An 18,875-nucleotide genomic window follows, 5' to 3' on the forward strand; every position below is an offset into this window, starting at 1 on the left:
TTTATGGGGTGAGCGGACTTGCCCCGCGCTGGGTGGCGCAGCAGCCCCAAAAACACCAGCGCGATTCCACTTATCGCCCCAGATGAGCGAGCAGCCTTTCAACCGCCTCGGCTGCCGATAGGTTCGCCGTGTCGACGCTCAATGGCGCCTGCGCCCAGGCTTCGTACTCATGGGCCATCACCGACCGCCAGGTGGGTGGCGTCAGGCCGGGGATATCCCCCGTACGGCATTCAACCCGGCGTTGATGTTCTTGTCGGTCAGAGCAAATCACCTCTACGTCCACTAACTCCACGCCCGCCGCCAGGGCCACCGTTTGCCAAGCGGCGCGGCTTTCCCGCACGGGGTTGACACCGTCTGCGATCACACAATGGCCCAAGCGCAGATTGCTCAACGCCACGGCATTGGCCACACCGTAACCGCTGCTGCCCACATCGCCCGCCAGCACCCCGGCATCGCGAATGGCCTGCTCGATCACATCGATCCGCAGGTAAACCGCGCTGAGCCGCCGCGCCAGTTCATAGGCCAGGGTGGTCTTGCCGGTGCCGGGCAATCCGCTGAAGACAATAAGCATGGTTCGGTCCTTCGATAGGCCAGGGTGCGGCTTCAGGGTATCCTCAGGTTCCCTCTGCGGTCGACCTCAGGACAGCCCGTGACTCTACCTTTCGTGAAAATGCACGCCCTGGGTGATGACTTCATCATCATCGACCGTCGGGGTCTGGACGACCCCATTACCGCTCAGATCGCTCGGCGTTTGGGCAATCGTCATACCGGCATCGGCTTCAATCAACTGGCCGTGGTGCTGGACTGCGATGACGCCGCCGCACGCGTCAAATTCTGGAATGCCAATGGCACGGCCTTGCAAGCCTGCGGCAGTGCGACGCGAGGGGTGGCCGACCGTTTGATGCATGAAGCCGGCAGTGACTCGATTGTGCTGCGGACCGATCGCGGCTTGCTCACTTGCACCCGTGAGGCAGGGCGGCGGGTGTCGGTAAGCATGGGGCCGCCATCGCTGGAGTGGGCAGCGGTACCGTTGGCCGAAGCCCTGGACACCCTTGACTTACCGCTCGAAGGGCGCCCGGCGGCGTGCAGCATGGGCAACCCGCATTGCACGTTTTTCGTGGCGGATATCCTCGCCGTCGACCCGGCCGTTACGGGCCCGGAGCTGGAGCAGCATCCATTATTCCCGGCGGGAACCAACGTACATTTCGTCCAGGTGCTCAACCGTGGCCACATCCGCCTGCGTATCTGGGAGCGCGGCGGCGGCGTGCCGTTGGGCTCGGGAACGTGTTGTTGTGCGGCAGTGGTCAATGGTATCCGCCGTGGTTTGCTGGACAGCAGAGTGCAGGTGCAATGCGATGGCGGCACGGTCAGGGTGGATTGGGACGGGCAAGGCGCAGTGGTGTTGACCGGCAGTGTCGAGCCGGTCATGCAGGGCAACGCCTACGTGTTCTGAAACGTCACCGTAAACGTAGTGCCGGCGGTCGCGCAGGAACTTACCGTCACATCGCCGCCATGCACCTTGGCCAATTCGCGCACGATGTACAAACCCAAGCCTACGCTGCGCACATCGCTGCCTTGGTCGGTGCCGCGGGTCATGGGTTCGAACAGCCCGGCCAGCATGGCTTGAGGGATCGGCGCGCCGTGGTTATGCACGGATACCGCGCCTGCGCCATTGTCCAGGCGCGAGGTGATGGTGATGGGCTGCTGTAGATCGCCATAGGCCACGCTGTTGGCCACCAGGTTGCCGATGATCTGCTGCACGCGGTCGGCGTCCAGGCACGTCTCGCCAGCGCCTTCGGTGCAATGCACCAGGGTGGCCTTGGGGAAGGCCACACGCAGTTCATCCACCGCGCGATGAATCACGTTGTGCAGGTCCAGTGGTGCGGCTTTGATAACGATGCCTTGGCCGACCCGCGCCTGGGTGAAATCCAGCAGGTCGGCGATCATGCGCTGGGCGCGTTCCGAGGATTGGCCGATATGCCCCAACAGTTGGCGCTCCTTGGCGGTGCGCTCGTTGCGGCTGAGAAAGTCCGAGGCCATGCGAATGGCGGTCAGCGGGTTTTTCAGGTCGTGGCTGACGATCGCCATCATCTGTTCGGCGAACACCGCACGTCGCTGGGAGATAGCGTAGGCCTGCTTCAGCTCCGCCTGGGCATTCTGCAAGGCCAGTTCGGTGGAGGTTTTTTCCTGCAGCAGCGCCTCGGCCAGGTTGCGGGCGTTCAGCAGTTCGCGTTCGTATTTGTCGCGGTCGGTGGTGCCGAACAGCGCCAGGTCGTAGACCACCTCATCGGCCTGCTGGCGTTTATTGCCGTTGAGCAGCACAGTCACCTTGTGGCCATCGCGGTGCAGGATGTCCAGTTTCACTTCGGTGACGCTGCCGTGCATGCGCAGCATAGGGGCCAGATGGGTCTGGTGGAAAATTCGCCCACCCATGGTCAGCAGGTCCTGGAACCTGCGCGTGCACAGCTCGGCAATACTGAACCCCAGCCAATCGCCGAACCGCGCATTGGCCTTGAGGATCGTGCCGTCTTCGCCGGTAACGGCCAGGGCACACGCGGCGCTGTCGAATAATTCAGCCGGCACAGGTGGCCGTCCACGGCGCCAGGAAACCCTGCATGGCCGCCGCGCACGCTTGGGGGGCGCTCATATGCGGGCAGTGGCCGACGTTGTCCACCAGGCAGTACGTGCTGTTGGGCATCACGCTGTGCAGGTACTTGCCCACCGCCACCGGGGCGATCAGGTCGTCGCTCGATTGCAGGATCAACACCGGGGTGGTCAGGCCGATCACGTCCTGGCGGTTGTCCGAGGTAAACGTCACCCGTGCGAAGTGCTTGGCGATATCCGGCTCGGTGCGGCAAAAGCTGTCGGCCAGGGTGTCGCTGAGTGCCGGTTGCCCCGGCGCGCCCATGATCACCGGGGCCATGGCGCTGGACCAGCCCAGGTAGTTACTGTCGAGGGTGTCGAGCAGCTCATCGATATCGCTGCGCTTGAAACCGCCCACGTAACCGTCCGTATCGATATAGCGCGGCGACGGGCCGATCATCACATGGGCCGCGATACGCCCTGGCGCCAGGCGGTCGGCGAGGGTGCCGATCATCGCACTGACCGAGTGCCCAACCAGAATCACCGGGCCTTGGGCATAGGCGGCGATAATCTCGTTCAAGTCGTGGGCGTAGCCGTCCAGCGTGCCGTACTTGGTCTTGTCGAACGCGCTCAGGTCCGACAGGCCCGCGCCCACCAAGTCATAGAGCACTACGCGAAAGTGCTCTAGAAACGGTGGCGCCAAGTCGTTCCACATGGCCTGGTTGCAGCCGAAACCGTGGGAGAACACCAGGGTCGAGGTCCCGTTGCCCATGACGTTGACGTTGTTGCGGTGACGTAGATCCATGGGCATCTCAAGATTATGGCGTATCGCTATTGGCGGCCAGTTTAGATAGTCAAGCGCTTTGGGTCACGCGTTATAGCGCCGATGGGGTAAAGTCGGCGCCTTCAGGAAGAAACCTCAGGTAACAAATATGATGCGTCGGTTGCGGCAAACACTTTTGAGTCTGCTGGTGCTTGTGTGTGCCAGCCTGTTGCTGACCGTTCGCGCCGAGACTTCTCCCATCGGCGTCGCCTTGGACCAGCGGGTGATCGACCTGACCGATACCTTGGACGCCACTACTACCGCCGGTCTCAAGCAACAATTGGCTGACTTGGAACAGCGCAAAGGCGCGCAAGTCGCCGTGCTGTTGGTGCCCACCCTAGGCGGCGCGGACCTTGAGGACTATACCAATCAACTGTTCCGCGCCTGGAAACTGGGGCGCAAGGACGTTAACGACGGAATCCTGTTGCTGGTGGCCAAGGACGATCGCAAGGTGCGCATCGAAGTAGGCTACGGCCTTGAAGGCACGGTCACCGACCTGCTGGCGCACCGCATCATCGCGGAACATATCACCCCGGCTTTTCGCCAGGGCGACTATGCAGGCGGGATACAACAAGCGGTCGATGACCTGACCACATTAGTGGATGGCGGCGATCTGCCCGCGGTCGCCGATACCGCCATTGCGCCCGGCGCTATCGCGGTGTTGCTGGCATTTATCCTCGGCGCCATCGGTGGTGTGCTGCTCGCGGCGCGCAAGCTGGATTGGCGCGCTGCGCTGATCGCCACACTGCTGATTACCGTCGGTTTGGCGATCTTTGCCGGTGGCCGCGAATGGCTAATGTACCTGCTGGTAATGCCGCTGACCCTGTTGATCGGCGGCGCGACATTCGGCGCATTGTGGCTGGCGCGCGCAGCCTTCTACGGCGTGATAGGGCTATTGGCCTATATCCTCGGGGTGGTGATAGCCAATCGGTTTGTGGAGGTCAGCTATGTCCACTGGCTGGCGTGGCCGCTGGGTGGCCTGGTGGTCCTAGGGTTGTACGTCCTGCTGTTTCTGCTGATCAAGGCGTCCTGGAAGAACAGCCCGCGCGGGTTCCTGCTGCGATTGCTTGCGGTGGCGGCGATCTACGCAGCGGCGGGGCTGCTGCTGGGGCACGGCGCCCAGGGCTGGCTGATCGCGGTGCCGATCGCATCGTTTCTGGCGCTGTTTGTGTTTATCCAAAGCAGCGCGGGGACCGGGTCGGGTGGCGGGTCAAACTCCAGCAGTTCCAGTTCCAGTTCCAGTTCCAGCAGCAGTTCATCCGGTGGCGGCGGTTCCAGCGGCGGTGGCGGGGCGTCGGGGAGTTGGTGAAGTCACGCCAGCGTTCACAGGGTCTTGGACAAGAACACCCGGCTACTGCCGACGGGGTCACACGGGATCTCGCCAAACCGCACCCACCCGTGTTTTTCGTAGAACCCCGGCGCCTGGAAACTGAGGGTATACAGCACCGCCTGCCGGCAGCCTCGGCGCCGGGCTTCATCCTCGAAAGCGTGCAGCAACTGCCGGCCCAACCCGGCACCGCGCAGTGAGTCGGGCAGGTGGAACAGATCGAGGAACGCCATGCCGAGGGTGGTTTTACCGCTGATGCCGCCAAGGATTTGCTGGGTGTCCGGATCTTTGATCAACAGCGTGAGCGGCACGCGGTCGTTGTAACCGGTGATGGCCTCGTTGAACGCGGCCAGACCGCCACCCAGAATGCGCTCGGCTTCGGGGTTGGGTTGGTCGCTGATTTCAATGCGCGGTGCGGTCATCATCGATCCTCCCTGGATTACAGCGCCATCACCATCTCATGCCACGCCATCCCGCCGTGATCCGAAGGCGATGGGCGTACATAGGTGTAGCCCATGCGCGTATACAGCGGCACATGCTGCTCTTTGCACATCAGATGAATCGTCTGTTTGCCCATGACGCGCATGCGTTGCACGAACTCGGTCATCAGCACGTTGGAATAGCCGTGGCCCTGATGTGCCGGGTCGACCACCACCGACATGATCACCACATTCGGCGCCTCGGGCGCATGGCCCACCAACTCCTTGAACGCCTCGTCCGACATCACCACCTGATGGGCGCAGCCGCTGTTGATAAACCCCACCACCTCGCCATCCGCCTCTAGGATCAGAAACCCCTGGGGGTACTGCGCAATGCGCGTGGCGATCTTTTCCAGCGTCGCGGCTTCGTCGCCTTCGTAGGCGGTTATTTCGATTGCATAGCAGCGAGCGGCATCAGTGGGGAGGGCGTTGCGCAGGGTTAGGGCAGGCATGGGTGTTTCCTGGGACATTGAGCGAAAGGCCACATCATAGCGGCCTCGCTGGGCCTCTGCGCTGAACAGGGCTCAAAAAATGGGAAGGGGCTTGTTCGCGTCAAGCATGGTAACGGATACTTTTTCGACGATTTTGGCCATGGTCGTCGACGTCAAGCAGGCAGTGTGAAACCTGACGGTAACCGTGATACCAATGTGGGAGGGGGCTTGCCCCCGATGGCGGCATGTCGGTCAGCGCATCTATCACTGACCCCGCGCCGCATATAATTGGCGAAACCAGGCTTACCAACTACGCACGGATAGCGACCGTTATTCATTCACCCGAGCGGGTACGAATACGTATGAAGGAAGGACCTCATGCTGGAAATAAAATGCGCCACCCTCAACGATGCCGATGCCGCGTTTGACATCCGCCGCGAAGCCATCCGCAGCCAATGCGTCGGCGCCTACACCGCTGAACAAATGGCGCTCTGGACGCGTGGCAAGGCCGAGGACGGCTACAGCGCTCTGATGGACAAATCGTTTTATCTGGGCTGGCTCAACGATGAGCCTGTCGCCACCGGCATGCTTGACCTGGACAACAACGAAATCGGTGCGCTGTTCGTGTTGCCCGCTTTCACCGGGCGTGGCTATGGCAAGGCGATGCTGGATCACCTTGAAAGTCTCGCGCGGGAACTGGCGATTGAAGAGGTGGTGCTGGATGCGACGTTGAACGCCGCGAGTTTCTATCGAGCGTACGGTTATGTCGGGGATGAGCAGGCCATTTACCACTCACCGTCGGGGTTGCAGTTGGCGTGTATCCCGATGAAGAAGCGGGTTGGCTGAACCGATGGCCTGATGGGCGAGGGCCATAGGTTTGTTACGCAATAATTGGCTCCGCTCGTCACTCGCCACGGCTCGTCAATTTCAGCCGATGTTACAGCCCCGGCGTTTTTTTACCATTTGATCGCGCCGGCAGGCCTTAGGAGAATCTGCATGAACCTCTACACCGCAGGCTACGAGGGACTGACCATCGACGCATTCATTGCACGACTCAAGCAGGCCGGGATCGACAGAGTATTGGATGTGCGTGAATACCCGTTATCGCGGAAAAAAGGTTTTTCCAAAAATGCCTTTGCCCGGGATCTGGCCGCACAGGGGATCGCTTACGAGCATAACCGGTCGCTCGGCTGCCCAAAGCCCATACGCAAGCAGTACAAGGAAGACGGTGATTGGACAACCTATGCGCGCGAGTTCAGGGCTTATATCCGCACCCAAGGCACGGTGTTGAACGAGCTGGTTTGCAATGCAGCCCAGCAGCGGATTTGTATGGTCTGTTATGAGGCGGACGCCCGTTTTTGCCATCGCAGTTTGATCGCTGAAGCCGCACTGGAATTGAAGCCCTCGCTCGACATTCAACACCTACCCTTCAAAGCAACGCTATTTGATGATCGTCTTCTTTCTGTGGCTTAGGCGGATAAATCAGGCTCACGATCAACCACTGGTTGATTGCAGCTTGTCAATTTCCTCCGAAGTCCATGCTTTCGAGGCTGACTTCTGAATGCGAAGTGCGGTGACGCGTGCAGGTTTGATCAGGCCTAGCGTGACGTTATGCTCAGCCCTGGCTTTATCCAAGGCGTCAAAATTCTCATAAATTTTCAGCCTGTCCAGCAACACGCGCCGCTCGCACCAATCACCTGCGGGCAAAACTCTCCCCGCACAAATGCTGTCCACACCGATCAATATCCGAACTTTGCGTTTCATGCGGGCCATATCCAGACGTTATTTGAACTGTATCCAGAGACCGGAAAACTGCCAGATAGACGTGTAACCGCATATGCAGATCGCCTGCATTACCGCTATGTCAGTTCACGCAAAGGTCGGTATCAATCGCGCATACAGGCGCGCAGGCGGTTGATGACCTGCGCGACGGACGGACCTTGAGTCGCCGGCGTCGTCGGACTCTCGCCGAACTCGCGCCATACAAATAGCGTCAACTCAGTCCCGTCGGTCACTAGTTGGGTCGGGTTATGCGAGCCAAAGCGTTGCAACTGCCGATAACGTTCATCCTGCCAGAACGCGTCTTCCACCCAGTCGTACACCGGGATCAAATGAAAATGCAACGGGAAGCCCGGCATATGCCCATAGCGGCTGATATAGAGCCACTTTGGCCGCAACTGCGTCTGCATAATCCGCTGGGCTCTCGCCAGCAATCCCCCCAGTTCGGCCAGTGCGGCGTCGGGCATGTCGGCAAGAGAATCTATCGGCGCCTTGGCGCCCAGTATCAAGTAACCCGGTAGCCTGGACGTCAGGTGATGATTGAGCTGCCAATGGTCGGTCTCAAACAAGACGTAAGCGGGGTCGATCAGCATCAGCATGCCTCCTCGGAAATGGGGGAGCAGAATAACAAGCACGCCTGCCTGTATGCCGCAAAACCACTCCATCTGTGTCTACCCGCCCCCCCAATCAGCCAGTTAGCCTCAAGCCACCCTAACCCACGACCGAGTCCCCCATGGATCTTACCGCCGTCCCGTTTTGCACCACCGATTGGTCCACTGTTGAACCGGTCATCTACTCCGGTGAGACCGGAAGCGCTACCTGGCGCACCGGGCACTTTGGTACGACTCGCGTGCGTATGGTGGAGTACAGCGCCGGGTACCTGGCGGATCATTGGTGCACCCGCGGGCATGTGCTGCTGTGTCTGGAGGGCGAGTTGCACACCGAGCTGGCGGATGGGCGTCGGTTTACGTTGACGGCCGGGATGAGTTATCAGGTGGGCAATGAGATGGAAGCGCACCGTTCATCGACGCTGGACGGTGCGAAGCTGTTTATCGTGGATTGATGGGCGGGTTGAGGTGAGCCAACCCGAACCGAACGGGTGCAATTAGTGCTTATGGCTAGGGGCCGTGCCGTCCACGCCACGAGCGATGGCTTTGACTTCAACGGCTTGCTGCTCGCCCTTGGCGTTTTCCACGGTCAGGGTCAGCGGCACCGGATCGCCTTCTTTGATCTGGCCGGTCAGGCCCATCAGCATCACATGGTAGCCATTGGGGTCGAGGGTGACGGCTTTGCCGGCAGGCAGGGCCACCGAGTCCACCGGGCCCATGCGCATCACGTCGTCTTGCATGCTCATTTCATGGATCTGCACGTCCTTGGCCACCGGCGAGGCCACGCGCAGCAGCTTGCTGTCGACGTCGGCGGTGACGGTCATGAATGCGCCGCTGGCGGGTTGGCCTGGGACGGTCGCGCGGACCCAGGCGTCGCTGACCTGCACCTGGGCGCTGGCGTGGGCGGCGAGGCCCAGCAGGGTCAGGCCGAGGGTGAGGCGCTTGAGGTGTTGAACGGCAGTCATTAGCAGACCTCCATGACGGTGAGCAGGTCTTCTGCGCACTCTTGAGCGGTAAGGGATGCCTGGAGCCCCAGGCGCAGGTTGCCACGGGTGTCGAAGACAAAACTGGTGGCGGTATGGGACAGGGTGTAGGTGTCGCCGGCCGGGATCTTTTCATAAAAGATGCCGAATTCCTTAGCGGCTACGGCGATTTCTTCCGGGGTGCCGTACAGCGCTTCGAAGCTGGGGTCGAAGGCCTTGACGTACTTGTCGAGAATCTCCGGCGTGTCGCGTTCTGGGTCCAGGGTGATAAAGATCACCTGCATGATCTCGCCGTCACGGCCCATCAGCTTCTTGGCCTGGGCCGCGCGGGCGAGGGTGGTGGGGCACACCGCCGGGCATTGGGTAAAGCCGAAGAACACCACCGGCATCAGGCCACGGTAGGAACTGAGGGTGACCGTTTCGCCCTCGGTGTTCTTGAGCTTGAACGTGCGGCCCATGATCTTGTCGCTCAAGTCCTTGCCGTACTTGAAATTCAGTTTGGGGCTGTTGTCACAACCGGCCAGCAGGCCCAGGCCCAACAAGCCCATACCGGTCAGGACCTTGCGGCGGGTGAATAACGTACTCATCAACTGTGCATCCTGTGAAACGCCTGCATTGCGCTGGATCTACCCATCAGGCCGTGAAAAAGCAGGCATTTGAAGTAAGAAACGAGGAGGGCGGCAAGTCTACCAACCCACGCCGGCCTGCGTAATCTGCGACGTTCTGCCACAGGGGCGCGTCGCGCTTCATCCGTTGGCGGCTGGGATGGTAGAGTCGCGGCCATGAAATTGAGCCTGCCCGACCGTTCGCTGATCGCCTGGATCCTGTACTGCTGCGTGCTGATGAACCTGTTCGTGTGCGGTTTGAGCCATGGCCAGATGCTCGGCCAGCAGCTCAATGGAATCGGCGGGGCGTTCTGTTCGGTGGACGGCAAACCGGCGCCACTTTCCGATAAAGGGTCGGGCGACGCGGCTTCCAGCAACATTTCGAACTACTTTGCCTGCCCGGTGTGCGCCGCCTTGACCGTCGCCCTGGTGTTCCTGATCGGCTTGGCCTGGCTGCTCGGCCTGGGTCAAACCCCGCGCGCAGCCCATACCCAGCGCAACAAAGCGCCGCCGCGCTACGCCTGGCCCTCGGCCAACCCCCGCGCTTCTCCCGCCTGCTGACGTGTGCCTTGGGCCCCTTGTGACCAGGGGGCGTTCTATCGTCACGAGTGTGAGTGCGTTCCATGAATCATCCATCGCCAGCCGGCGCCCTGCGCCTGCGTGCAGCACCGGCGCCTGCGCAATACCCCAGTAATGCCCGCTGTTTCGTCCACTTGGACGCGCGTCTGTTGCCGTATTGGCACAGCCTGTTCGACATCTGCCCGGCGCTGCTCAAGCTCGACCCGCCCGAAGGCCTGAACCTGTTTCGCAGCTTTATGACCTGGGCCTACCGCAACCAGCCGGCCGCGGATTGGACCTACCACCTGAACGTATGCCGTTGGTTGCTCGGCTCGGCCTACCGCACGCGCATCAATGAAGAACCCATCGAAGCGTTCATGGCCGCCGCTGCGGCGAGTTGGATCAATACCGACCACAGCCAGGCCGAGGGCATCGTGCTGGCGTGGCGCGCGCTGCGGGTATTCGATTGGAAAGTCACGCCGCCCGCCGCCGTTGAGCAACCGCCATTGCCAGCGTCCGGCTGGGATTTCGCCTGGAGCCCGCTGAGCCGGCGCGGTGAGTGCTGCGGCTGGCAGGTGCTGACTTGATCGGCATCAAGGTGGCCCGCCGCCGCGCGCGCCACACTGCAATCCCGGCGCGACCTGTGAGGCCATCATGCTCTATCTGCTGTTTCTGTTGGCCCACCTGTTCGCGGCGCTGATCTTTATCGGCACGGTGTTTTTCGAAGTGCTGATCCTGGCCAAGGTACAGGCGCAATTGCCCGCCCGGGCGCGGGTGTTGGTGGAACAAGGCATCGGCCGCCGCGCCCGGGCGCTGATGCCGTGGGTGCTGTTGGTGCTGTTCGGTGCCGGTCTCGGGATGGTCTGGCTGCGCTACCTGCCGGTGCTGGCCGCGCCTACGGCGTCGTCCTTTGGCATGTTGCTTTCGCTCAAACTGCTACTGGCCGCCAGTGTGCTGCTGCATTTTGTGACGACCTTACTGCTTATGCGCCGTGGCCGCGCCAGCGAGCGCTACCTGCGCGGGGTACACCTGAGTCTGTTTGCGCATATGGTCGCCATCGTGCTGTTGGCCAAGAGCATGTTCTACCTCAGCTGGTAGGGCCCTTGATGCACATCAAGGTGCGTCGAGGCCCGCCGCCGGACAATGGCTCACCGCCCCTTGATCCGGAGCCTGCCATGCACACTGTCATCCCCCTCGCTCGTCACGGTCCAGGCGTGCTGGACCTGAATGGCCAGGCCGATATCCGCCGTTTCCACCCCGGCATAGGCTCCCTGGATATGTTGCGCGCCCTGCGCACCAGCCGCCAACGGCAACGCCCGCTGGCCGTGACCCTGCATTGGCCGGCCAACCCACCGAGTGACGAGTACTCACGCAGCCTGGCCCAAGAGATCCAGCTGGTCGGCTGCCACCTGGGCGCTCGCCAGCCGCTGGAGTACTTCCAGTGGCGCGGCGCGGCGAGCATCGGCGCGGTACAAACGCTGATGGCGGCCATGCGCGAGCGCTTTCATTTTCTCGCCCCCGGCCGTGGTGACTACGGCATCGACCTCGACCCGTACCACACCGATTGGGCCGGCATGGGTCTGCTGCGCGACCTGGGCTTCAACCACGTCTGTATCGGCGTGCCCGACGCGCGTGCCGAAGGGGTGCACGCCCTGGCCTGGTACCGCGACCCTGCGCCGATCCAGTCCTTGATCGATGCGGCGCGCACTTTCGATTTCCGTTCGGTCAGCGTCGATCTCGGCTACGGCAGCGCCTGGCAGACCCTCGCCAGCTTCGATACCAAGCTCGCCAGCCTGATCGCCCTGGAGCCGGACCGCCTGCAGGTGTTTGACTACGCCCGGCCGCCCAGCCGTTATCTGGCCCAGCCTGCCCAGGCGCAATGCAGCGCGGCGGATAAAGCCCAGATGCGCCAGTTGTGCTTCGAGCGCCTCGGCGCGGCGGGTTACCACTACATCGGCCTGGGCCTGTTTGCCCGTGGCGACGACGACCTGATCCAGGCCCAGGAGCGCGGCCGCCTGAGCCGCACCAGCGAAGGCTTCACCCTGCACGGCTATTGCGACCATATCGGCCTGGGCCTGGGCGCCATCAGCCAGATCGACGGCTTGTGCGCGCGAAACAGCAGCACCGAACCTGCCTACGCCCAAGCCCTGCACAATGGCCAGCTCCCCACCTGCCAGGGCTGGCAACGCCAGGTCGGCGACGGGTTGCGCGAATACGTGGTGGAGCGCTTGGCCTGCGACCTGGAACTGGATATCCAGGCGATTGAGCGGCGTTACGGGTTGGTGTTTTCCCAGTATTTCGCCACGCTCTGGCCGCTATTGGAGCAATGGGCGCGGGACGGCCTGATCGAATTGTCGGCGCAGTTTCTGTGTGTGCTGCCGGACGGGCGCCGGCAGGTGGATGAGCTGTGTGGGTTGTTCGAACAGGCCTAGTGGGAGGTGCCTTCGGCGAACTCGATTTTATTGCCCACGTTGTATTTGCCCGACGGCTTGTTCATGGGCAGGCGCTTGACCTCCTTGAGGGTTTGGCTGTCGTAGACGATCAACGCGCCGTCCGTGGCCCAGATGCTCAGTAACACGTAGCGCCCGTCGCGGGTGAATTCCACATGGGCGGCGGTCTTGCCCGGCACCGGGCGCAAGGTGTGGGCGATTTCCAGGGTCTGTTTGTCGATCAGGTGGATGGCGTCGTTGTCCGGGCCGAAGAACACGTCGCTCCACACATAGCGTGAGTTCACATGGCTGCGCATAAAGAAGCCTGGCCCCAGGGTGGGAATCTGTTTGATCAGCGCCCAGGTGTTCAGGTCGATCACCGAGATTTGCCCTTTGCTGATATTCGGTGTGGCGAACACCCAGTGCCCATCGCGTTGCCAATAGGTGCCCGAGCCCAGGTGCGGCATGCCCGCCAGCGGGATATCGGTGACCACCGCGCCGCTGTCCAGGTCGATTACCTGGCCGCCCCCGGCCTTGCGCGAGGTGGCGACCAACTGTCGGTAATCGGGAGAAAACGAAAAGTCATCGAGCACGTCCTGGGCCTGGATGCGCCGGGGCTCGAAGCGCGGTTGCGCGTCGGCATACGCCAGTTCCCACACCTCGTTCAGATCCTTGAGCGCGACGATAAAGCTGTTGCGCGGCGGTGCGGTGTACACGGCGCTGACCCGCGAACCAGTGTCCAGAATCTTGACCAGCGACAGATCGCGCGCATCCAGCAACACCAGATTGCCCGGCAGGTAGTTGCCCGCCAGCACCCAGCGCCCGTCTTTGCTCACCGCCAGGTTGCGAGTGTTGAGGCCAACGCGGGTTTCGGCGATCAGCCTGAGGTTATGCAGGTCGTATTGGCTGATCCAGCCGTCCCGGGAGGCGAAGTACACAAAGCGCCCATCCGGGGAAAACTTCGGCCCGCCGTGTACCGCGAAGTGGGTGGGGAAGCAGTCCAGCACGTTGAAAGTGTCACCGTCGAGAATGTCCATATGGTGGTCACCCGATTCCACCACCACAAACAGGTTGAGCGGGTCGGCGTGGTGCTGCGGGGTGGTCGGCAGTTGGCTCAGGTCCGCCAGTACGGTGTGGCTGGCGCGGATCGCCTGGGCATCCCAGGTCGGTGGCGATGCCGGCGGCTGTTGCAGAAAATCCACCAGGCCGTCGATGCGCGCGCTGTTCAGTTGCGCGGCGAATCCGGCCATTTGGCTGGCGGGTCGGCCGTCGCGGATCACCTGGCGCACCTCGTCGGGCTTGATCCGCCCCAGGCTTTCGGGCAACAACGCCGGGCCGGTGGCGCCGATGCGGTTGAGGCCGTGGCACTGCTCGCAGTACTGGCGGTAATCCTCGGCCGGCGTACCGTGGGCGACGTTGGCCCACAACAGCGGCACCAGCAGCAGGCGTTTCATACCGCCACCGCTGCGCGCGGCGCTGCCAGGCTGGCCGGGAAGTGCAGGGCGGCGCCGGCGAACAGGTCCACGACCTGGCCGATCACCGTCAGGGTTGGCACGCCGGGTTCGCAGCCGGCGGCCAGGGTCGGCAACTGGCGCAAGGTGCCACGGGCCACTTGTTGATCGGCGCGCGCACCGTTGCTGATCAGCGCCGCCGGGGTATCCGCCGACAAACCGGCAGCCACCAGGTGTTCGGCGATCAGCGCCAGGTTCGACAGGCCCATATAGAACACCAGGGTCTGGCTCGGCTCGGCGAGGCTGGCCCAGGGTAATTTCAGCGCACCGTCGCGCTGCAGGTGCCCGGTGACGAAACGGCACGAGTTGACCAGATCGCGATGGGTCAACGGGATTCCGGCGTAGGCGCTGCACCCGGACGCGGCGGTGATCCCTGGCACCACTTGGCACGGAATATCCCGCGCCAGCAGGTATTCGAGCTCCTCGGCGCCGCGCCCGAAAATAAACGGGTCGCCGCCCTTGAGGCGCACCACGCGCTGGCCTTCGCCGGCCAGTTCCGCCAGCAGTTCGTTGAGTTGATCCTGGGGCAGGCTGTGATGGCCGCTGGCCTTGCCCACGTAATGGCGGGCGCAGGTGAGCGGGATCAGCGTGAGCAGTTCGGCGCTGATCAGCCGGTCGAACACCACGGCATCGGCCTGCATCAGCAGGCTCCAGGCGCGCAAGGTAAGCAGGCGTGGGTCGCCGGGTCCGGCGCCCACCAGCGCAACTTCACCGGGGTGCAACGGGCTGTGCAGGCTGGGGGGGAGGGCAGTGGTGTGCATGGGACATCCTTGGTCGATCATCAGGAGCGCTGCTCCGGTTGTGTCACCGGGTGGAGCACGGAATCAGGTTGGGCGAGCGCATGGCGATTTCATCGTCGCTCAGGTAGCAACCCGGGTCCGGGCCCCACAGGTCGCCATCGGCCCAGGCGCGGGTACGGGTGTTGCCGTTGCAGATCGGCAGCCAGCGACACTCGGCGCAGCGGCCGCCGATGCGGCGCGGGTATTCGCGCAGGCGTTGCAGCAAGGGGTCGGGTTGGTCGAGCCAGAGCTGGCGGAACGTGGTGTTGCGCACATTGCCCACCGAGTGCTGCCACCAGTAGGTGTCCGGATGCACCTCGCCGGTGTTGTCGATATTGGCGATGCCGCAGCCCGACGCATTGCCGCCCCAACCGTGCAACAGGTGCTCCAGCTGCGGGTAATGCTCAGGCAGATGGCGATGTACCCATTGCAGCAACAGCACCGCGTCGGCGTCGTTGTTGCCGCTGACAAAATCGCTGGCCACGCCGTTTTCGATGTCCTCCCAGGCTTGCTGGAAAATCAGCGCCATGGCGTCGCGGCTGATCTGCCGGTGCGCGTCCAGTTGGCGGCTGCGCTTGCCGCGCCCGCTGTAGTTGAGGTGCGACAGGTAGAACTTCTGCACGTCGTAAGCGCGCATCAGCGCGAGCAATTGCGGCAGCTGCGCGTGGTTATCCTGGGTCAGGGTGGTCCGCAGGCCCACGCGGATGCCTGCTTCGCGGCACAGACGTATGCCATGCAACGAGCGCTGGAAGCTGCCGTGTGACTGGCGAAAGGCATCGTGGGTCGCCTCCAGGCCATCGATACTGATGCCCACGTAGTCGAAATGCGCGTCGGCAATCTGCTGGATATTGCGCTCATCAATCAGCGTGCCGTTGGTGGACAACGCCACGAAAAAGCCTTTGTCGCGGGCGTAGGCGCTCAGCTGGAATATATCTGCGCGCAGCAGCGGCTCGCCGCCGGAAAGGATCAGTACGCGCACGCCGGCTTCGTGCAGGTCATCGATCACCCGCAGCGCGGTGGCGGTGTCCAGCTCATCGCGGAACACACTGTCGGCGCTGGTGGCATAGCAATGCTTGCAGGTCAGGTTGCACCGGCGCAGCAGGTTCCAGATCACCACTGGCGGCCGCTCGCTGCCGGGGGCCGAGACGCGCGGCGCCGGGCATTGGCCGGCCAGGGTGCGCAAGTACTGACTGATTCGCAGCATGGGCTATTCCTTTTCAGTGCGCCGGCGGCAAGCGCAGGCCGGTTTTTTTCAGGATGCGACTGCTCACCAGCATCTCGTCGGCGCGGCAGGCATCGGCAAGCAAAAAACGCAGGTGCTCGCGGTAGCTGTCGATTTCTTCACGACTGCGCCCATGCACCATGGCGAACAAGTTGTAGGGCCAGCCCACGCGCCGGGGGCGGCGGTAGCAGTGGCTCACGAACGGCTGCGCGCCTATCAGTTCGCCCAGGCGCGGCAGTTGCTCGTCGGCCACGTCCCACACAGTCATGCCGTTATGCCGATAGCCCAGGCGGTAATGGTTGGGCACCGCCGCGATACGCCGAATCACGCCCTCGGTTTGCAGGCGCTTGAGCAGGTCGAGGGTCGACTCGACGCTGATTCCCAACTGCTCGGCCAGCCACGCCCACGGGTCTTCCAGCAGCGGCAGGCCGTCTTGGGTGAGGGCGATCAGCCGCAGGGCCAGGGGGCTGTCAGACCGGGAAATGCAGACCGACATGGTAGGTGTGCTCCTTGGGCAGGTTGAGCACCGTCAACCCGGTCAGGGTTTCGATGCGCGACAGGGTGGCGTCGAGTTCCTCAGGGCTGGCGCAGGCCAGCACGAACCACATGTTCCAGGCATGTTCGCGGCGGTAGTTGTGGGCCACCTGGGGCAGGGCGTTTAGCTGCGCGGCGACGGCATCGAAGCGCGCCTCGGGCACTGCCAGCGCGGCCAAGGTGAATGCCCCGCCGACGCGCTCGATATCAAACATCGGGCCGAACCGGGTGAGCACGCCGTCTTCAAGCAACGCGTGCAGGCGGTCGAGTACCTCACCGGGGGCGCAGCCGAGTTCCTGCGCCACTGACTGCCAGGGCTGACGTACCAGGGGCAGGCCGTGTTGCAGGCGATTGATCAATTGGCGATCCCGTTCATCCATGGGCCCACACCTGCGACGGTGGCGGCGCAAAACGTCCGCCGCATTGTTTGAACGCGTGGGTACTGAACAGCACCTGGTGGGGAAGGTCGTTGAGCAGGTGCTCGGCCAATAGCGTCTCGATGTGCGCCTCGACCACCGCGCACTCGCGGCCGTGGACCATGCAAAACAGGTTGTAGCGCCACTGCGGCAGGCGTCGCGGACGCTGGTAACACAGGTTCACCCCCGGCGCGCGGCCCAGGCGCTGGCCGACGTTATCCACCAAGGCATCCGGCACATCCAGCACCAGCATGGCGTTGGCCACAAAACCCAGGGCGCGATGGTTGAGTACCAGCCCGACGCGCCGGAACAAGCCTTGTTCATGCCAGTGCTGCATTTGCTGCAACACCTGGTCGTGATGGGCGCCGATCTGCTCCGCCAGCGCGTCGTAAGGCCGCGAGACCCGTGGCAAACCGCGCTCCAGGCACTGGCGCAGGTCGAGCATCTGCTCCTGGGTCAGCGGCGCGATCACGGATGCCCTCCCAGGGAGAACCCGAGGTCGATGCGGTAGGCGCTGAGCATCGGCAGATCCAGCGGTGTCAGGCCGGTGTCTTGTTCCAGCTCATCGAGGATCTGCTGTAGATGTTGACGGTGCGGGCCGGTCACCACAAACCACAGGTTGTAGTGATGCTCGCGGGCGTAGTTGTGATTGACTTCCGGGTATTGGCTGACCCGCGCCGCCACCTGTTCCAGGCGTTCGGCCGGGACTGCCAAGGCGGCCAGGGTGCTGGCACCGGCGCGGGTATGTTCGAACACCGGGCCGACGCGCGAGAGGGCGCCGGCCAGTTCCAGGCGTTGCAGGCAGGTCATCAGTTCGGCCTCGCTGCATTTCAAGACCTGGGCCATTTCCCGGTACGGTTCGGCGCACAGCGGCATGCCGTGCTGGTAGCGTTCGATCAAGTGCTGGCTGAGTCGATCAAGGTCCATCTCAATACCCCATTTTTTGTGCACGAGTGCTGAAGAAAATTCCGCTGGGGCTCAAGGCCGGCAAGGTCTTGAGCAAGGTCATTCGATACGGGTCCCAGACCTGCACCTGCTCGCCGTCGCGCACCGACAGCCACAGCTGTTCGCCGCGCCCGGTGAACTCCATGTGCAGCACGCCGGGGCCGGGGCGCAGGTCGGCGACCACTTGGTGGGTTTCGCTGTCGATCACCTGCACGCGGTCGTTGTCCGGGTAGGCGAAATTGACCCACAGCTGGCGCCCATCCGGCCGTGCGGTGACGAAGATCGGTTGGCCGGCCACGGCGATCGCGGCGCTCTGCTGCCAACTGCGCGCGTCCATCACCAACACCTGGTGTCGGCCCACGGCGGGCACGAACGCTTGGTTGTCGGCTACGGCCCAGCCTTCCAGGTGCGGCATTTTGTACACCGGCAACTTGGCCTGGCCGCGTCCGTAGTCCTTGAGTACCCGTTGCACACCGCGCTCCGGGTGCCACAGGTCGAGCTGGGCCATGCCGTCCTCGCCGAACAGACCGGCCATGTAGTAGCGACCGTCGGCGGTGATCAGTGCGTCATAGGGCTGCTCGCCGATGCCGGTGAAACGGGTGAGGGTCGGGGTGTTGCCGTGGCTGAAGTCCGCGCTCCAGATCTCGCCGGGGTCGAACAGGCTAAACACGAAACGCTGCCCCGGCGCGTCCACCAGCCCCACCACCCGCGAGCGTTTGCCGTTGGCCAGGGGCGTGGCGGGAATGTCGGCGACCTGCTCCAAGGTGACGGCATCGAACACCTTGATGAAGTGCGCCCCAAAAGTTGGACAGTAATTGTCTAGGCTACAGCGGAACGGGCTCTGTACTCTACAGGGCTCAGTC

The 18,875-nt window shown here is 63.0% G+C and carries 26 protein-coding genes; 9 read left to right on the forward strand and 17 right to left on the reverse strand.

From position 1 onward, the window contains the following. Positions 1–70 precede the first annotated feature (70 nt). Positions 71–571, reverse strand: coding sequence for an AAA family ATPase (locus ACFZPT_RS15725; protein WP_034098528.1), 501 nt, complete (start codon positions 569–571; stop codon positions 71–73). Positions 572–649: 78 nt separating this feature from the next. Between ACFZPT_RS15725 and dapF the strand changes: the two genes are divergently transcribed. Next, on the forward strand, positions 650–1,453 hold the full coding sequence (gene dapF, locus ACFZPT_RS15730) for a diaminopimelate epimerase (protein WP_034098526.1): 804 nt from the start codon (positions 650–652) through the stop codon (positions 1,451–1,453). On the opposite strand, the gene ACFZPT_RS15735 is transcribed toward dapF, so the two are convergent. Together ACFZPT_RS15735 and ACFZPT_RS15740 are read right to left on the reverse strand one after the other, a co-directional pair. Further along, complete coding sequence (locus ACFZPT_RS15735; RefSeq protein ID WP_034098524.1) at positions 1,441–2,583, reverse strand: PAS domain-containing sensor histidine kinase; 1,143 nt, start codon at positions 2,581–2,583, stop codon at positions 1,441–1,443. The two genes, dapF and ACFZPT_RS15735, sit on opposite strands and share 13 nt — an antisense overlap. Continuing rightward, entirely contained in the window at positions 2,573–3,388 is an 816-nt protein-coding gene (locus ACFZPT_RS15740; RefSeq protein WP_034114088.1) for an alpha/beta fold hydrolase, read from the reverse strand. Before ACFZPT_RS15740 ends, ACFZPT_RS15735 begins: the two co-directional genes overlap by 11 nt. Positions 3,389–3,515: 127 nt before the next feature. On the opposite strand from ACFZPT_RS15740, the gene ACFZPT_RS15745 reads away from it, so the two are divergent. Then, complete coding sequence (locus tag ACFZPT_RS15745; protein ID WP_034114086.1) at positions 3,516–4,715, forward strand: YgcG family protein; 1,200 nt, start codon at positions 3,516–3,518, stop codon at positions 4,713–4,715. Between the two features lie 14 nt (positions 4,716–4,729). On the opposite strand, the gene ACFZPT_RS15750 is transcribed toward ACFZPT_RS15745, so the two are convergent. Next, positions 4,730–5,155 (reverse strand): GNAT family N-acetyltransferase, encoded by a 426-nt coding sequence (locus ACFZPT_RS15750; RefSeq protein WP_034099831.1) that lies wholly within the window; start codon positions 5,153–5,155, stop codon positions 4,730–4,732. A gap of 17 nt (positions 5,156–5,172) precedes the next feature. Then, positions 5,173–5,664 (reverse strand): GNAT family N-acetyltransferase, encoded by a 492-nt coding sequence (locus ACFZPT_RS15755; protein ID WP_034114084.1) that lies wholly within the window; start codon positions 5,662–5,664, stop codon positions 5,173–5,175. A 357-nt stretch (positions 5,665–6,021) separates the two neighbouring features. On the opposite strand from ACFZPT_RS15755, the gene ACFZPT_RS15760 reads away from it, so the two are divergent. Continuing rightward, the gene (locus ACFZPT_RS15760; RefSeq protein WP_034114082.1) at positions 6,022–6,489 is read left to right on the forward strand and encodes a GNAT family N-acetyltransferase; all 468 of its coding nucleotides are present in this window, start codon (positions 6,022–6,024) and stop codon (positions 6,487–6,489) included. Positions 6,490–6,639: 150 nt separating this feature from the next. Further along, on the forward strand, positions 6,640–7,116 hold the full coding sequence (locus ACFZPT_RS15765; RefSeq protein WP_379555484.1) for a DUF488 family protein: 477 nt from the start codon (positions 6,640–6,642) through the stop codon (positions 7,114–7,116). A gap of 21 nt (positions 7,117–7,137) precedes the next feature. Here the strand turns inward: ACFZPT_RS15765 and ACFZPT_RS15770 are convergent, their stop codons facing one another. Both ACFZPT_RS15770 and ACFZPT_RS15775 read right to left on the reverse strand, forming a co-directional pair. Beyond that, positions 7,138–7,407 (reverse strand): hypothetical protein, encoded by a 270-nt coding sequence (locus ACFZPT_RS15770; protein WP_034114078.1) that lies wholly within the window; start codon positions 7,405–7,407, stop codon positions 7,138–7,140. A gap of 122 nt (positions 7,408–7,529) precedes the next feature. Further along, positions 7,530–8,015, reverse strand: coding sequence for an HIT family protein (locus ACFZPT_RS15775; RefSeq protein ID WP_379555485.1), 486 nt, complete (start codon positions 8,013–8,015; stop codon positions 7,530–7,532). 140 nt (positions 8,016–8,155) lie between these two features. Here ACFZPT_RS15775 and ACFZPT_RS15780 point away from each other — a divergent pair, with 140 nt between their 5' ends. Next, on the forward strand, positions 8,156–8,485 hold the full coding sequence (locus tag ACFZPT_RS15780) for a DHCW motif cupin fold protein (RefSeq protein WP_034114074.1): 330 nt from the start codon (positions 8,156–8,158) through the stop codon (positions 8,483–8,485). 42 nt (positions 8,486–8,527) lie between these two features. Here ACFZPT_RS15780 and ACFZPT_RS15785 read toward each other — a convergent pair whose 3' ends face one another. Beyond that, positions 8,528–8,995, reverse strand: coding sequence for a copper chaperone PCu(A)C (locus ACFZPT_RS15785; protein ID WP_034098510.1), 468 nt, complete (start codon positions 8,993–8,995; stop codon positions 8,528–8,530). After that, positions 8,995–9,600, reverse strand: coding sequence for an SCO family protein (locus ACFZPT_RS15790; RefSeq protein WP_034098508.1), 606 nt, complete (start codon positions 9,598–9,600; stop codon positions 8,995–8,997). The genes ACFZPT_RS15785 and ACFZPT_RS15790 overlap by 1 nt, the downstream gene beginning before the upstream one ends. 195 nt (positions 9,601–9,795) lie before the next feature. On the opposite strand from ACFZPT_RS15790, the gene ACFZPT_RS15795 reads away from it, so the two are divergent. The 4 genes from ACFZPT_RS15795 (at position 9,796) to ACFZPT_RS15810 (ending at position 12,608) form a co-directional block, all read left to right on the forward strand. Further along, on the forward strand, positions 9,796–10,179 hold the full coding sequence (locus ACFZPT_RS15795) for a DUF2946 domain-containing protein (RefSeq protein WP_034114072.1): 384 nt from the start codon (positions 9,796–9,798) through the stop codon (positions 10,177–10,179). Positions 10,180–10,241: 62 nt separating this feature from the next. Beyond that, complete coding sequence (locus tag ACFZPT_RS15800) at positions 10,242–10,763, forward strand: putative natural product biosynthesis protein (RefSeq protein ID WP_034114070.1); 522 nt, start codon at positions 10,242–10,244, stop codon at positions 10,761–10,763. A gap of 67 nt (positions 10,764–10,830) precedes the next feature. Then, a complete protein-coding gene (locus tag ACFZPT_RS15805; RefSeq protein ID WP_034098503.1) occupies positions 10,831–11,274 on the forward strand; it encodes a membrane protein in 444 nt (147 codons plus the stop codon). Between the two features lie 77 nt (positions 11,275–11,351). Next, positions 11,352–12,608: a coproporphyrinogen III oxidase gene (locus ACFZPT_RS15810; RefSeq protein ID WP_034114068.1), complete on the forward strand. Its 1,257-nt coding sequence runs from the start codon at positions 11,352–11,354 to the stop codon at positions 12,606–12,608. Here the strand turns inward: ACFZPT_RS15810 and ACFZPT_RS15815 are convergent. The 8 genes from ACFZPT_RS15815 to ACFZPT_RS15850 form a co-directional block, all read right to left on the reverse strand. Next, positions 12,605–14,059, reverse strand: coding sequence for a nitrite reductase (locus ACFZPT_RS15815; RefSeq protein WP_034114066.1), 1,455 nt, complete (start codon positions 14,057–14,059; stop codon positions 12,605–12,607). The two genes, ACFZPT_RS15810 and ACFZPT_RS15815, sit on opposite strands and share 4 nt — an antisense overlap. Continuing rightward, positions 14,056–14,877 carry a uroporphyrinogen-III C-methyltransferase gene (gene cobA, locus ACFZPT_RS15820; protein WP_034114064.1) on the reverse strand — a complete coding sequence of 274 codons (822 nt, stop codon included), beginning with the start codon at positions 14,875–14,877 and terminating at the stop codon, positions 14,056–14,058. The genes ACFZPT_RS15815 and cobA overlap by 4 nt, the downstream gene beginning before the upstream one ends. Positions 14,878–14,920: 43 nt before the next feature. Next, the gene (gene nirJ / locus ACFZPT_RS15825) at positions 14,921–16,099 is read right to left on the reverse strand and encodes a heme d1 biosynthesis radical SAM protein NirJ (protein ID WP_034114063.1); all 1,179 of its coding nucleotides are present in this window, start codon (positions 16,097–16,099) and stop codon (positions 14,921–14,923) included. A gap of 13 nt (positions 16,100–16,112) precedes the next feature. Further along, the gene (locus ACFZPT_RS15830; RefSeq protein WP_034098495.1) at positions 16,113–16,613 is read right to left on the reverse strand and encodes an Lrp/AsnC family transcriptional regulator; all 501 of its coding nucleotides are present in this window, start codon (positions 16,611–16,613) and stop codon (positions 16,113–16,115) included. Further along, complete coding sequence (locus tag ACFZPT_RS15835) at positions 16,588–17,031, reverse strand: Lrp/AsnC family transcriptional regulator (RefSeq protein ID WP_034114062.1); 444 nt, start codon at positions 17,029–17,031, stop codon at positions 16,588–16,590. Before ACFZPT_RS15835 ends, ACFZPT_RS15830 begins: the two co-directional genes overlap by 26 nt. Then, positions 17,024–17,539 (reverse strand): AsnC family protein, encoded by a 516-nt coding sequence (locus ACFZPT_RS15840; RefSeq protein WP_379555486.1) that lies wholly within the window; start codon positions 17,537–17,539, stop codon positions 17,024–17,026. Before ACFZPT_RS15840 ends, ACFZPT_RS15835 begins: the two co-directional genes overlap by 8 nt. Continuing rightward, positions 17,536–17,994, reverse strand: coding sequence for an Lrp/AsnC family transcriptional regulator (locus ACFZPT_RS15845; RefSeq protein ID WP_034098492.1), 459 nt, complete (start codon positions 17,992–17,994; stop codon positions 17,536–17,538). Before ACFZPT_RS15845 ends, ACFZPT_RS15840 begins: the two co-directional genes overlap by 4 nt. A gap of 1 nt (position 17,995) precedes the next feature. Beyond that, positions 17,996–18,875 (reverse strand): cytochrome D1 domain-containing protein (locus ACFZPT_RS15850; RefSeq protein ID WP_379555487.1); only part of this gene is annotated, 880 nt, incomplete at its 5' end.

The sequence above is a fragment of the Pseudomonas sp. MD330_10 genome (genome assembly GCF_042610415.1).
GTDB lineage: Bacteria > Pseudomonadota > Gammaproteobacteria > Pseudomonadales > Pseudomonadaceae > Aquipseudomonas > Aquipseudomonas rhodesiae.

What these genes read in the sequence shown, in the direction of transcription:
- ACFZPT_RS15725 (WP_034098528.1), bottom strand. Translation starts at nt 571, where the DNA reads ATGCTTATTGTCTTCAGCGGATTGCCCGGCACCGGCAAGACCACCCTG.
- ACFZPT_RS15740 (WP_034114088.1), bottom strand. Translation starts at nt 3,388, where the DNA reads ATGGATCTACGTCACCGCAACAACGTCAACGTCATGGGCAACGGGACC.
- ACFZPT_RS15745 (WP_034114086.1), top strand. Translation starts at nt 3,516, where the DNA reads ATGATGCGTCGGTTGCGGCAAACACTTTTGAGTCTGCTGGTGCTTGTG.
- ACFZPT_RS15750 (WP_034099831.1), bottom strand. Translation starts at nt 5,155, where the DNA reads ATGACCGCACCGCGCATTGAAATCAGCGACCAACCCAACCCCGAAGCC.
- ACFZPT_RS15755 (WP_034114084.1), bottom strand. Translation starts at nt 5,664, where the DNA reads ATGCCTGCCCTAACCCTGCGCAACGCCCTCCCCACTGATGCCGCTCGC.
- ACFZPT_RS15760 (WP_034114082.1), top strand. Translation starts at nt 6,022, where the DNA reads ATGCTGGAAATAAAATGCGCCACCCTCAACGATGCCGATGCCGCGTTT.
- ACFZPT_RS15765 (WP_379555484.1), top strand. Translation starts at nt 6,640, where the DNA reads ATGAACCTCTACACCGCAGGCTACGAGGGACTGACCATCGACGCATTC.
- ACFZPT_RS15770 (WP_034114078.1), bottom strand. Translation starts at nt 7,407, where the DNA reads ATGAAACGCAAAGTTCGGATATTGATCGGTGTGGACAGCATTTGTGCG.
- ACFZPT_RS15775 (WP_379555485.1), bottom strand. Translation starts at nt 8,015, where the DNA reads ATGCTGATCGACCCCGCTTACGTCTTGTTTGAGACCGACCATTGGCAG.
- ACFZPT_RS15780 (WP_034114074.1), top strand. Translation starts at nt 8,156, where the DNA reads ATGGATCTTACCGCCGTCCCGTTTTGCACCACCGATTGGTCCACTGTT.
- ACFZPT_RS15785 (WP_034098510.1), bottom strand. Translation starts at nt 8,995, where the DNA reads ATGACTGCCGTTCAACACCTCAAGCGCCTCACCCTCGGCCTGACCCTG.
- ACFZPT_RS15790 (WP_034098508.1), bottom strand. Translation starts at nt 9,600, where the DNA reads ATGAGTACGTTATTCACCCGCCGCAAGGTCCTGACCGGTATGGGCTTG.
- ACFZPT_RS15795 (WP_034114072.1), top strand. Translation starts at nt 9,796, where the DNA reads ATGAAATTGAGCCTGCCCGACCGTTCGCTGATCGCCTGGATCCTGTAC.
- ACFZPT_RS15800 (WP_034114070.1), top strand. Translation starts at nt 10,242, where the DNA reads ATGAATCATCCATCGCCAGCCGGCGCCCTGCGCCTGCGTGCAGCACCG.
- ACFZPT_RS15805 (WP_034098503.1), top strand. Translation starts at nt 10,831, where the DNA reads ATGCTCTATCTGCTGTTTCTGTTGGCCCACCTGTTCGCGGCGCTGATC.
- ACFZPT_RS15810 (WP_034114068.1), top strand. Translation starts at nt 11,352, where the DNA reads ATGCACACTGTCATCCCCCTCGCTCGTCACGGTCCAGGCGTGCTGGAC.
- ACFZPT_RS15815 (WP_034114066.1), bottom strand. Translation starts at nt 14,059, where the DNA reads ATGAAACGCCTGCTGCTGGTGCCGCTGTTGTGGGCCAACGTCGCCCAC.
- cobA (WP_034114064.1), bottom strand. Translation starts at nt 14,877, where the DNA reads ATGCACACCACTGCCCTCCCCCCCAGCCTGCACAGCCCGTTGCACCCC.
- nirJ (WP_034114063.1), bottom strand. Translation starts at nt 16,099, where the DNA reads ATGCTGCGAATCAGTCAGTACTTGCGCACCCTGGCCGGCCAATGCCCG.
- ACFZPT_RS15830 (WP_034098495.1), bottom strand. Translation starts at nt 16,613, where the DNA reads ATGTCGGTCTGCATTTCCCGGTCTGACAGCCCCCTGGCCCTGCGGCTG.
- ACFZPT_RS15835 (WP_034114062.1), bottom strand. Translation starts at nt 17,031, where the DNA reads ATGGATGAACGGGATCGCCAATTGATCAATCGCCTGCAACACGGCCTG.
- ACFZPT_RS15845 (WP_034098492.1), bottom strand. Translation starts at nt 17,994, where the DNA reads ATGGACCTTGATCGACTCAGCCAGCACTTGATCGAACGCTACCAGCAC.